The following is an 11,686-nucleotide window of genomic DNA, read 5'->3' on the forward strand; positions in this document are numbered from 1 at the left end:
TCTGAACCGACACCCCTGATCCACAGCACCACATGTCGTGTCGAGACCGCCTCCCCGGAGCGCGGGAATCTCCACGACCCACAGAACCCAAGACCTCGATGTTCGGAACCCATCCCCCACCCGGCCTGCCGGCGAGGGCACGTGCCTGGTAGGCATGGCCCGTGCGATTCGAGACAGTGCCGATGCCGTCGACCGTCCGGGCCAGGCCGCGTGACCTCCGCGGCTATCCCGTACCGGCCATCACCCCGTGGGACGGGGACGCGCCGCAGTTCGCGCTGACGGACTACGACCGCAGTGCCGACTGCGCCCGTATGCGGCGGTGTTCGGTCTGCGACACGCTCATGCGGCCAGGACCGGTGTGGCGTGTGGTGGGCGCCTCGGAGAGCGCCGCCATCGCCGACGCGCTGGCCGCCGGGCGGCCGTACCGCAATCTCGCCCCCACCCTGGAGGGCCCGGGGCACCGCGCCTGCATGCTCTACGCCTCGATGGTCTGCCCCTACCTGGCCCGCCCGAACGCGCGCCGCGGGCTGTCCGCGCAGCAGCCGGACGAGCTGACCGGGCATGTCGTCCGGGGCGCGGTGCGGGGCGCGACGGGCGCGGTGGTGGGCTTCGGCGACTACGAGTTCGCCGTCACCGGCACCCAGGTGCTGTTCCGGTTCCTCGACATCGTCGAGTTCCTGCCGCACGACACGTCCGACGCGCACCTCGAGGAGCTGCGCGCCGAACTCGCCGCCCGGGACCGGCCGGGAGAACCCGGGGATCAGCCGCGGTAGGACGGCAGTCCGGTGTAGGTGGAGACCAGTTCCGGCGTGGCGGAGCTCTTCGTGGAGAGCGTGACGATGCCGGCCGGCGTCCTGGCGGCGATGGTGCTGCCGTCCGGGGACCAGGCGGGCTCCGTGTAGTCCGTGGTGGCGTGCGGCGTCAGGTCCCGGAAGACGGGGCCGGCGTCCGTCGGGGTCTCCAGGAACAGGTGGTCGTGGCCGCCGGCCGAGCGGACGAAGACGATCTCCTCGCCGTCGGTGTGCGACATCGCCGGCTGCGAGCCGTGGGTGAGCACGGAACCCTGCTGACGGACGTAGTCGTCACGGATGAAGACCTCGCCGCCGGAGTTCGCGTACACGGCGCTGCCGTGGGTGCCGCCCGCACTCGGCCAGGAGTTGCCGGTCTGCGGGATCCGCTGCGCACCGTCCCCGGGCTCCCCGCCCAGGCCGAGCTTCTTCGGGGTTCCGCTGACGGCGTTCGCGGGCACGCTGTCCAGCTCGGAGACGCCGTTCCTGCGGACCGCGAAGAAGATGTTGTTGCGCCGGGACAGCTCCGGAATCGTGTCGTACCCCGTCACCTGCCACGTCGGGTGCGACCAGTTCTGCCCGCCCGGGTTCCTGGCGACGGTGACGCGGCCGGTGCCGTTCGGGTCGGCGACGGCGAGGTTGCCCGCGCCGTCGATGAACGCCGCCTTGCGGCCGTCCGGTGACCAGGCCAGATCCCTGACGGCGGTGCCGAAGTCCACCCTGGTGCCGTTCATCACCACGTACCGGGTGCCGTCGCTGATGGTCAGTCCGCTGTGCGCCGTGCCGTTCAGGACCGGCGCGCGGGTGCTGCCCGCCGTGGTGGCCGTGCCCGCGGGGGTGGAGCCGCCGGCCGGTGTCGTGGCGGCGCTCGTGCTCGGAGCGGTGGTGGCCGACGGGGCCGCACCGCCGGCCGGAGCGGTGGAACCGCCGCCGCCCGGGGCGCCGGTGGCGGCCGGCGGAGTGCTGACCGCCCGCGCGCCCGACGTCGGGCCGCAGCCGGTGAGCAGTGCCGCGGTGGCGGCGGTGAGGGTGGCGGTGAGAGCGACGGCGACGGCGGTGCTGCCACGGGTACGAGCGGACATGAGCGGTTCCCCCCAAGGACGTTGATAGGAGAAGGGTGACGATTCAACGTCCGTGGCGTGTGTGACCGCTGTCACGGACGTGCAACAGCGATTTCGGGATTCATGGGTGTGGGACCGATGGACCCGGGTAGGCGGGTGCCATTGCCGGTTGCTCCTGGGAGGATGAGGAACATGACAGCGCTAGTGAACTCGGACGACACAGCTGTGGTTGATGTCCCGACCACGGGCGGCTGTGCCTCGTCGATGACGGAGCTGCCGTGGATCGAGGAGGCGGGCAAGGTCGCGCCGAAGGATGCGCGGGCCCTGTCCAAGCTGTTCTTCGACCGCCTGCAGAGCCTGGAGGAGGGGACGCGCGACTACCAGTACGCGCGGAACACCCTGATCGAGCTGAACCTGTCCCTGGTCCGGTTCGCCGCCGGCCGGTTCCGCAACCGGTCGGAGGACATGGAGGACATCGTCCAGGTCGGGACGATCGGCCTGATCAAGGCGATCGACCGGTTCGACCTGTCGCGCGAGGTCGAGTTCACCACCTTCGCCATTCCGTACATCTCCGGCGAGATCAAGCGCTTCTTCCGTGACACCAGCTGGGCCGTCCACGTACCGCGCAGCCTCCAGGAGCGCCGGATCGCGCTGGCCCAGGCCAAGGACGCGCTCTCCCAGCGGATGGACCGCTCCCCGACCACCGCGGAGCTGGCCGAATACCTGGACCTGACCCCGGCCGAGGTGAACGAGGGGCTGGTGGCCAGCAACGGCTACACCGCCGGCTCCCTGGACCTCCCCGCGGGGGAGAACACCGAGGAGGCCGCGGGCAGTTCGTTCGTCGACCGGCTCGGCGAGGACGACCCGGGCATGGAGGCGGTGGAGAACCTCCAGGCGCTCAAGCCGCTGATGGCCGAACTCGGCGAGCGGGACCGCGCGATCCTGCGGATGCGCTTCGGCCAGGAGATGACGCAGTCCGAGATCGGTGCCGAGCTCGGCGTCTCCCAGATGCATGTCTCCCGGCTGCTGACCCGGACGCTCACCCGGCTGCGCACCGGGCTGCTCACCCAGGCGTAACACGCACGTCAGAACGTCAGCGCTTCAGCACTTCAGCGCGAAGGTCCCCCGCCGGGCACTCTCCGGCGGGGGACCTTCGTGTTCTGACAGCCGGGCGGTCAGCCCTGGAGGGAGCCGACCGGGACGAAGCAGTGCGCGGAACCGGCCAGCATCGTCTCGTCGCCCACGAAGGACTTGAGCACCTCTTCGCTGACCGGCTTCCCCGGTGCCGCCTCCGGCCACGGCCGGGTGGCGAACATGAAATACACCATGCCGCGCTCGCGGGCCGCGTCCACCCACTGCTCGGGCACGGGGCAGGCCGCGTGCAGGTACGGCATGGTCAGGACGGCCTGGCCGCCCTCGACGAGGAGCTTCACGGGGGCCTTGGGCACCTGGGCGATGTCCAGGATGGTCCCGCCGAGCGGCAGGCCGACCTCCTCGATCGCCGCGGTGATGGCCGCCTCCGCGACCTCGTGGCCGCCCTCGACATCGCCGAGGGAGTAGGCCAGGAGGAACGCGATGTCCCGTTGGTCCTCGATGTGCTCGCCGGCCCAGGGGATCACCGCGAGGGTGCCCATCTGGCTCTGCCGGGTGATGTCCGGAGCGGTGCTGGTCTGACTCATGGCAACGGACTGTAACGGCGGGCCGGGCCCGACCGGGCCCGCGTGTCACCTGAGAGAGCGAGTCCTGACCGCTAAACCCACCGAACGAGGTCTTGTCGATCGCACATGCGATACGACGGTATGTCCGTGGAAGAGGCGTGATGCACCACCCCCGCCCGTGACCGGTGGGGCCCGTGGTCGTTGGACAGGGCGCATCACCCCCGCGCGAAGGCTCCGGAGCGTCCAAGCTTCGGAGCCTTTGGTGTCGGGGCCGCCCTCACCGGCGGTGACGTTCACCAGTTCAGCTCAACCTGCGTGACTATGCGGCATACATACGCGTTGCGCAGGGCGTCAATGCCGCAGGTCCTGCGGTTGGGTTTCACCATCAAGGAGATTTCGATGTCGCGTATCGCCAAGGCAGCCGCCATCACCGCCGCGGCCGGTGCCGTTCTGGCCGCGGGCGCCGGCATGGCTGCCGCCGACGCCGGTGCCCAGGGTGCTGCGGTCGGTTCGCCCGGCGTTCTGTCCGGCAACCAGGCCCAGGTCCCCGTTCACGTGCCCGTCAACGTCTGCGGTAACTCCGTCAACGTGATCGGTCTCCTGAACCCGGCGTTCGGCAACCACTGCGAGAACGTCTCGGGCGGCTGGTAGTCCCGGTTCTCAACAGCTGTAAGGCCGTTGGACCGGACGACGACCGGCCCGGCACAGCGGGCCGGCGGGACGCAGTCTGACCGTCCCGTCACCTGTCCGTCCGGCGGCCCGGGGTGAACACCCCCATCCAACTGGTGCGGCCTCCCGCGATGCCTTCGCGGGAGGCCGCACTCGTGCGTTCGCGCACTGCTCCCGGTACGGGTCAGTTCTCCTCGTACCGGTAGATGTTCTGCAGGTTCATGACCTCGGACGGCTTCGTGTTCCACGGCGGCATCGGCTCGTTGAGGCTGACGACGCGGCCGTGCTGCGGGTCGGAGGCGGCCAGCGGCCGGGCCGGCAGATAGCCCGACTTCGGGTACTTGCGCTGCCAGCGCAGCCAGATGAGGTCGATGAAGGCGTGGTGCAGCCAGAAGACCGGGTCGTTGGGCGAGGTGGCGCCCGTCATATGGCCGCCGACCCACTGGTGGACCCGGTTGTGCAGGAATCCGCCCTGCGTCTCGCTGACCGTCCACCCCTCGATCCTGTTGCGGAAGCCCTTGGTGGTGGAGGTGGAGTTCCACGGGGAGGTGTCGTAGACCGACTCCGCGGCCGCCTTGTCGAGGTCCGCCTTCGTGGGCAGCCCGATCGGGCGGTCCGGGCGGCCGAACTGCCGGGTCAGATACTTCTCGTCCGTGACGCCGACGGTGATCGGCCAGTCGCCGTTGACGTACGCGAAGGGGCCGGTCATGACCTGGCCGTCGGACTGCCGGCCGTCACCGCCCAGGAAGTTGGACGCCCAGATCGAGGAGGTCTTCGCGTTGTCCCGCGTCCAGTCCCAGTAGGGCAGGGTGACGCTCGGGTCCACGGACTGCAGTTTGCGCTCGAACTCCAGGATGAGCCGGCGGTGCCACGGGAAGAACGAGGGCGTCATGTGGCCGACCCGGAGCCCGGTGTCGCCGTCGGAGACGTAGTACTGACCGTGTATGCGGACGAAGTCGTCGTAGATGCCCTTGCTCTTGAGTTTCAGAACCGCGCGGACGAACTTCGCCCGCTGGGCACTGGTCATGTTCTTCTGGTTCTGGCGGGTGTACACCGTGTCGGCCCTTCCGCGGTCAGTGGTGGTAGGCGCCGCCGGCGAGCGACAGCTTGGCTTTGCCGATCACGTCGACCGCGCCGCGGGCCGTGTCGAGCGGGGTGGCGTACGGCTGGTAGTGGTTGGCCACACTCAGGTAGCTGCCGTCCGCGCGCCGCATGAGGTGGAGCTGCCGGCCGTCGATGAGGATGACGACGGGGGAACCCTCGGTCGTGGCGGCGCCGGCCGTGCCGGTGGGCACACCCTGGATGCGGCGGCCCCGGTAGACCTCGTCGAAGGCCCCGGCGGCCGCATCGGGGGCGGACCGCGCCTGGTCGCTGCCGGAGTCGGACCGGCCGGACCCGGTCTTCCCGCTCCCGGTCTTCCCGGCCTCGGACTCCCCGGCCGTGATGATCGGGTGCAGTACCGCGGTCGTGCCGGTGACGGCGACGGCCGCGGTGAACGCCGCCCGGAGCACCCGGCGGCGGGTGTGGGCGGATGGCGACGCTTTCCCGCCGCCGTCTTCCTTGGCTTCGCTCATGCTCAGCTCTCCTCGATATCGGCCGACAGGGCCGGACCTGTGAGGAGCGGCGGTATCGCGCCGCATTCGCCCGGACGGGCGGCGCCGACTGTCCGTCAGCTATGCACCATCATCCTGCTCCCGGCGTGAGGCGCTCGCTCATCCCGGCAGCCGGAGTACAGAACTCCATTCGTGCGGGTGGCGTTTGCCTCAGACCCGTGACGAACGTAAATCCGATGTACGGCGGCGGAAGTCAACCGGGGCCCGGGTATTCACCCGATCTGACGACCCGACGGATTCTCCGGCGGTTCTGACCGGTGCACGTTTCCTAATGGACTATCAGAAGAGGCCCGCTCACCCGGTTGCTCATACCTTCTGAATTACCGTCCGGAGACAGTGCTCCGCGTCGGTAACGTCGCAGGAGGAGCAAACATGGCCCACCGACGCCAGAGACTGACTGGTGCATGTGTCGGAGCGGCCACCGCCGGCCTGCTCATGCTCGGGATGACCCACACCGCCGTCGACGACCTGCGCATCGCGGCGGACACCGCCGATGCGGCACCGCCGTCACCGGCCGCCGGACCGCCGGGGCCCGGATCGACCGGGGTCACGCGCCCCGCGTCGACCGCCGGATACACGCCGATGGGGGCGTTCACGTCCTCCGGTGCCGACGGTGTGCAGCGGATCGCCGATCTGCAGCAGTGGCTGGGCGGCACCAACCTCACCGTGGGCCACACCTACCTCCCCGGTGAGAGCTGGGACAACATCGAGGGCGATCCCGAGCTGCTGCAGCCGTGGGCGAAGTGGAAGAAGGCGGAGCCGGACCGGCTCTTCGTCCTCAACGTGCCGATGCAGGAGCGCAACGAGCAGCACATCTCCGACAGCCAGGTGCGGTCGCTGCTGCGCTCCGGCGCGGCGGGCCGGTTCGACAGCCACTTCACGGAGCTGGCGCGGCGACTGGTCGCGCTGGGTGTGCCCGACACGGTCGTCGTGCTGGGCTGGGAGATGAACGGCACGACGTACACCCACCGCTGCGGTCCGGATCCGGCGTCCTGGAAGACGTACTGGAACCGCATCGTGACGGCGATGCGCGCCGTTCCCGGGCAGCGGTTCCGGTTCGACTTCGCGCCGAACCGCGGCCAGGACGCCATCGGCTGGACGTCGTGCTACCCGGGTGACTCCACCGTGGACATCATCGGCATGGACTCCTACGACCAGCCGCCGGGCGACTCCTTCTACGACCAGGTCGAGGAGCCGTTCGGTCTCCAGGCCCAGGTGGACTTCGCGGCCGAGCACGACAAGGCGATCTCCTATCCGGAGTGGGGACTCTTCCGGAACGGCGACAACGCGGACTACATGCGGATGATGCTGGGGTGGATCAACGATCACCGGCCGGTCTACCAGACGCTCACCGACTACTGCCCGCACGGTGTGTGGCAGTGCACGGACAACCCCAAGTCGTCGAAGGTGTTCCGCTCGACGAACTTCGCCCGCATCGAGCCGACGCCGACGCCGGCGCCGGTACCGACCCCTGTTGCGACGCCGACGACGACGCCGACGACCGTGCCGACGCCGACGACCACGCCGACGACCGTTCCCACGCCGACGACGACGCCGACGACCACGCCGACGACCACGCCGAGCGGGACACCGAGTGTGCCGCCGACGCCCGCGGTCGTGCCCACACCGGCACCGGCACCGACGCCGACGGACGGTGCGACGACCCCGGCGGAGTCCCCGGCCCCGGCGGAGTCCCCGGCCGCGCCGGTGAGCCCCGCGCCGGGTGACGCCACGACGCCGCCGGCGACGGTGACGCCGCCCGCGGCTCCGGCGGTGCCGCCGACCGTCGATCCGGTGGTGGCTCCGGCGCCCGCTCCCGGTCTGAGCCCGGCGCCCGCGCCGAGTCCCGCCGCGACGCTCACCCCCCTGCCGGCTCCGGGGCCCGACCCGGCCGCCACCGGCGGCACGGCCCCCGCGCCCGCTCCGACCGTCATGGTTCCGGTGCCGGTGACCCTCCCGACGATCGGTGCGCCCTGCACGCCGACGCCGGACCCCGGCTTCAGTCCCGCCCCCAGCCTGTCGCCCGCACCGGTCGCGACGACCCCGACGCCGACTCCGTCGCCCACGTCGCCCACGTCGCCCACGTCGTCCGCGGCGGCCGTGCCGCCGGCGCCGATCGTCCAGGTGGCCGGACCCGTGTGCACGGCGGTTCCGGTGGGGCCGTTCAAGCCCGCTCCGACGCTCGGTTCACCCACGGCGCCCGCCGAGGTCTGCCTGCCGCTCGACATGGGAGATGAATTCAAGCGCCAGTTCGGCACCGGAAAGCTGTGCTTCCGCGTCGAATGGCAGACCCCCAAGAAGAGCTGACCGTTACGCGACGCGCCCGGCGGCAATGCCGCCGGGCGCCCGCATGGAAAATCGGTTGGGCTAGTGGAGTGAAATCGCGGAACCAAACCAGAGATGGGCAGTTGATCAGTTCGCTTCAATGACAGGAACATCGTTTCAAGAAGGGCGAACCGTGCTTAAGAAGTTCATGGCCAGTGCAGCAGTTGCCGTTTCCATCGTCGGTCTCTCCGCCATGGCTGCCCCGCAGGCGCTGGCCATCGGTAACGACGACGGAGCCTCCACCACGAACGGCAACGGGGCGGAGCAGAGCTACGGCAACACCCACACCGACGGTGTGATGAGCCCCCAGGTCGGCCTCGTCCAGGGCACGCTCAACAAGCCGTGTGTCGGCCTGCCGCTCAAGGCGAACGTCGGCTCGCTCGTCGGCCTCGTGCCGATCACGGCCCAGGACATCAACGTCCTGTCGTCGCCGCAGAACCAGCAGTGCACGGAGAACTCCTCGCAGATCAAGGGCGACGAGCCGCTGTCGCACATCCTGAGCCAGATCCCGGTGCTCTCGGGCAACGGCGTCGGCAACGGCTGATAGCTGACACCTCATCGCACGACGGTGGCCGCGTACTCCGTACGCGGCCACCGTCGCGTTTTCCGGCGCCCCCGGTTTTCCCGGGGCACCCGGTTGGCGCACGCGGCCGCCGTCAATCCCTTCGCGGCGGCTCGGGCCGCCGAATGTGCTGTGTCCAGGGGCTGTTCACCGCCGGTCCCGGTGGGACGGGGCGGCGCGACACGCGGGTGCCGGTAGTTGACAGGTTGCGGGGCCGCCGTTCGCTTTCGACGGTTGTGGAGTACACCCGTCTGTTCAGCGAAGGGAAAACATCTTCATGCGCACCCACCGGACGACCGGCGTGATCGTCTCCACCGCCCTCGTCGGCGCACTCGCATTCGGCACTGCCGGAACGGCATTCGCGTCCCCCGACGTCGCTCCCACCGGTACCTTCACCGGTCGCACCGCCCCGGCGGCTCCTGATCCCGCCGCACTACTCGCCCAAGTCACCTCCCTCGGCAATGTCGGCGCCGTCCTGACGCCGGTGACGGACGCGGTCAAGGCCGTGCTCGCGGCCCCCGGCAACAAGCTGTCGCCGGAAGACGCCACGAAGCACGCCGACGCGGTCAAGGCCGCGATCGCCGCGGCGAAGGTCCCCGCGGCGCCGGCCGTCCCGGCCGCGCCCGCCGCTCCGGCTGTTCCGGCCGCCCCGGCCGTGCCGGCGGTTCCCGCTGTGCCTGCCGTCCCTGCCGTCCCTGCCCTCCCTGCCCTCCCGGCCGTCCCGGCTGTCCCGGCCGCCCCCGCGCTGTCCGCGGTTCCGGCGGTGCCCGGGCTGCCGACGCACGGCGTCAGTGCCGCGGACCGCTCCGCACCGCGTGCGGCCGACGTCGCGGGTGACGCGCTGGCCGGTCTGCAGACGGCCGTCGACAACCTGCTGAAGGCGGCCACGTCGGGTGACGTGGCGGGTGTCCTGAGCAGTGCGCTCGCGACCGTGACCGGCCTGGTCAACTTCCTGGTCGCCACGGTCCTCGGCGGTGCGCTGCCCGCCCCGGACCTGCCCGGCCTGCCGAAGCTCCCGGCGCTCCCGGCCCTCCCGGTCCCGGTCCCGCCGCTGCCGCTCAGCGACCTCCCCGGCTGACGCGTTCAGGACCCCGACGACCTGCGGCACGCGGATGGACGCGCGCCGCAGGTCGTGGTCGTTTCCGGAAGGTGCCGGCGGGAAGGCGGCCTCAGACCCGCTTCGCCCGCCAGGTGTTCAGCCGCGACCGCCAGCCGCGCACCACCGGCAGATGGCGGCGCACCGCCGCGGCCACCCGGTCCCGGAGCGCGGCCCGTGCGACCTGGAGCCGGAGGGCGGGCGCGAACAGCGGCGACGTCATCAGCAGCCGCTGGTTGGCCACGAGGTCGGGGCACCAGGGCAGCTTGTTCGCCTCGTTGCCGCGCAGCAGACTCAGCGCTCCGCCGCCGCCCGCGGCGGTGGCGTGACCGGCGCCGTTCCTGATCAGCATGGTGGTGAGATCGGCCTTGGTGGCGCGCAGCCGGGGGTCGGCGCCGAACAGATAGCCGCCGACGAGCTGCGGGGAGAGCACTTTGAGGTCCGCCGCCAGCACTTCGCCGTCCAGCCGGTACTCGGTGATGACGGCGTCGCCGCCGGCCACCATGTGCTGCCCGGCCCGCTTGAGGTGCGCGGCGAAGCGCGGCCTGGCGTGCTCCGGGGTCACCCCGCGTCCCTCCCACTGCAGGATGTGCAGGCGCAGCAGGTTCTCGACGGCGGTGGGCACCTCGTGCTCGGGGACGACGCGCTCCTCGATGCCCAGGGCGTCGAGCTTGCGCACATAGGCCCGGGTGCGCTGGCCGCGAGAGGTGGACATCCGGGTGATCAGCTCGGCCAGCGGGACACCGGGCAACTCCATGCAGACGGAGTCCGCCAGCCGCCGCTTGGGTCCCTGCCAGCAGTCGTGGAGCCGTTCGGCGGCGGCGCCCGGCCGTACCTCGCGGAGGTCGATCAGCGCGCCGCGGGCCGCGCGGCGCAGTCCGGTGGCCATCGCCGTGACGGCGGCGTCGGTGGCGTTGTCGTCGAGCAGCACGTCGGAGAAGTCGGTGATGCTGCCGCCCAGCGGCACCAGGACGGGCAGCGGCCGGTGGACGAGCATCAGCGGCGCGGCGCCGATGAGCTGCCCGTCCTGCCGGACGAGCAGCACCCGCAGCCGGCGGGGCCGCCCGTACGACGTCCACCAGGAGTGCAGCCAGGAGTGGCTCTGGAACGGGGTGGCCGTCCGGCAGTGCCGGTGCAGGCGCCCCCATTCCTCCCGCAGCGCGGCGAACTGCAGCGGGTCGCGGCACATCGTCACCGAGCGGACGGCCGTGGTGTCGCCCCCGGTCATCACGCCATTTCCTTGACCGGCGGACGGCTGCCCTGGGCCGGGGCGGGAACGGTGGCGTGACCGGCCGCCCGGCGGCCGCGGCTGCCGGGCCGGACCAGCAGGACCAGCGCCCCGATCAGGCCGCCGGCGCTGCCGCCGACGGCACCGGACAGTGCCGTCGAGGGCGAGGCGGCCGAGGCGGGGACGGCGGCCGGGGAGAACATCAGCAGCCGCACCCCGGTGTTGGCGGCGTTCCGGTTGCCGGTGGCCGTCAGGGAGTTCGCCACCGCGTTGGCGATGTCCGAGGCGTCGCGGGCCCGGGAACCGGTACCGGTGATCGCGATCATCGGCGCGTCGGGCGAGGTGGCCACCTGCACGTTCTCGCGCAGCCGCGCGAGGGGTACGCCCGCGTCCTCCTGCGCGTCGGCCAGCACCGTGGAACCGGTGATGACGCGGCCGTAGGCCTGCGCGAACCCCAGGGCGGTGGCCGGGTCGGAGTGCTGCGGCACGACGATGACGTAGCTGGTCGCGGAGTACTGCGGCGGGGTGGCCAGGCCGTAGCCCAGGCCGCCGGCCAGCCCGAGGCCGATGCACAGCGGCAGCGGCCACCAGCGCGGCAGCCGCCGCGACGCGTCCCGCAGCCGGGTCGGCGCGCCGGGGGCGTGGGTGGGGGTCTCGTCCATGGGTTCGCTCTTTCTGTGGGCTCG

Annotated in this window: 12 protein-coding genes; 6 read left to right on the forward strand and 6 right to left on the reverse strand. The window is 71.4% G+C overall.

The features are described from left to right. Window positions 1-161 precede the first annotated feature (161 nt). Window positions 162-773 (forward strand): hypothetical protein, encoded by a 612-nt coding sequence (locus LNW72_RS21405; protein ID WP_250976881.1) that lies wholly within the window; start codon window positions 162-164, stop codon window positions 771-773. Here the strand turns inward: LNW72_RS21405 and LNW72_RS21410 are convergent. Next, window positions 761-1,870 carry a hypothetical protein gene (locus tag LNW72_RS21410; protein WP_250976882.1) on the reverse strand — a complete coding sequence of 370 codons (1,110 nt, stop codon included), beginning with the start codon at window positions 1,868-1,870 and terminating at the stop codon, window positions 761-763. The two genes, LNW72_RS21405 and LNW72_RS21410, sit on opposite strands and share 13 nt — an antisense overlap. A 162-nt stretch (window positions 1,871-2,032) precedes the next feature. On the opposite strand from LNW72_RS21410, the gene LNW72_RS21415 reads away from it, so the two are divergent. Continuing rightward, window positions 2,033-2,926, forward strand: a complete 894-nt coding sequence (locus tag LNW72_RS21415) for a SigB/SigF/SigG family RNA polymerase sigma factor (protein ID WP_374117302.1) — start codon at window positions 2,033-2,035, stop codon at window positions 2,924-2,926. A gap of 98 nt (window positions 2,927-3,024) precedes the next feature. Here the strand turns inward: LNW72_RS21415 and LNW72_RS21420 are convergent, their stop codons facing one another. Further along, window positions 3,025-3,528, reverse strand: coding sequence for a DUF5949 family protein (locus tag LNW72_RS21420; RefSeq protein ID WP_250976883.1), 504 nt, complete (start codon window positions 3,526-3,528; stop codon window positions 3,025-3,027). A gap of 378 nt (window positions 3,529-3,906) precedes the next feature. On the opposite strand from LNW72_RS21420, the gene LNW72_RS21425 reads away from it, so the two are divergent. Then, window positions 3,907-4,158 (forward strand): chaplin, encoded by a 252-nt coding sequence (locus tag LNW72_RS21425; RefSeq protein ID WP_250976884.1) that lies wholly within the window; start codon window positions 3,907-3,909, stop codon window positions 4,156-4,158. Window positions 4,159-4,360: 202 nt separating this feature from the next. On the opposite strand, the gene LNW72_RS21430 is transcribed toward LNW72_RS21425, so the two are convergent. Together LNW72_RS21430 and LNW72_RS21435 are read right to left on the reverse strand one after the other, a co-directional pair. Beyond that, on the reverse strand, window positions 4,361-5,230 hold the full coding sequence (locus LNW72_RS21430; RefSeq protein WP_250976885.1) for a tyrosinase family protein: 870 nt from the start codon (window positions 5,228-5,230) through the stop codon (window positions 4,361-4,363). Window positions 5,231-5,249: 19 nt separating this feature from the next. Beyond that, on the reverse strand, window positions 5,250-5,750 hold the full coding sequence (locus LNW72_RS21435; RefSeq protein WP_250976886.1) for a tyrosinase cofactor: 501 nt from the start codon (window positions 5,748-5,750) through the stop codon (window positions 5,250-5,252). Between the two features lie 483 nt (window positions 5,751-6,233). On the opposite strand from LNW72_RS21435, the gene LNW72_RS42100 reads away from it, so the two are divergent. The 3 genes from LNW72_RS42100 to LNW72_RS21450 all read left to right on the forward strand — a co-directional run bounded on the left by LNW72_RS42100 (window position 6,234) and on the right by LNW72_RS21450 (window position 9,754). Then, entirely contained in the window at window positions 6,234-8,096 is a 1,863-nt protein-coding gene (locus tag LNW72_RS42100) for a glycosyl hydrolase (protein WP_374117303.1), read from the forward strand. A gap of 151 nt (window positions 8,097-8,247) precedes the next feature. Then, on the forward strand, window positions 8,248-8,658 hold the full coding sequence (locus LNW72_RS21445; protein WP_250976887.1) for a rodlin: 411 nt from the start codon (window positions 8,248-8,250) through the stop codon (window positions 8,656-8,658). A gap of 295 nt (window positions 8,659-8,953) precedes the next feature. Continuing rightward, window positions 8,954-9,754 (forward strand): hypothetical protein, encoded by an 801-nt coding sequence (locus LNW72_RS21450; protein WP_250976888.1) that lies wholly within the window; start codon window positions 8,954-8,956, stop codon window positions 9,752-9,754. A 91-nt stretch (window positions 9,755-9,845) separates the two neighbouring features. Here the strand turns inward: LNW72_RS21450 and LNW72_RS21455 are convergent, their stop codons facing one another. Then, window positions 9,846-11,000 (reverse strand): GNAT family N-acetyltransferase, encoded by a 1,155-nt coding sequence (locus LNW72_RS21455; protein WP_250976889.1) that lies wholly within the window; start codon window positions 10,998-11,000, stop codon window positions 9,846-9,848. Next, window positions 11,000-11,662: a lipopolysaccharide biosynthesis protein gene (locus tag LNW72_RS21460; RefSeq protein WP_250976890.1), complete on the reverse strand. Its 663-nt coding sequence runs from the start codon at window positions 11,660-11,662 to the stop codon at window positions 11,000-11,002. Before LNW72_RS21460 ends, LNW72_RS21455 begins: the two co-directional genes overlap by 1 nt. Between the last annotated feature and the right edge of the window lie 24 nt (window positions 11,663-11,686).

This window comes from Streptomyces sp. RKAG293 (assembly GCF_023701745.1).
Classification (GTDB): domain Bacteria; phylum Actinomycetota; class Actinomycetes; order Streptomycetales; family Streptomycetaceae; genus Actinacidiphila.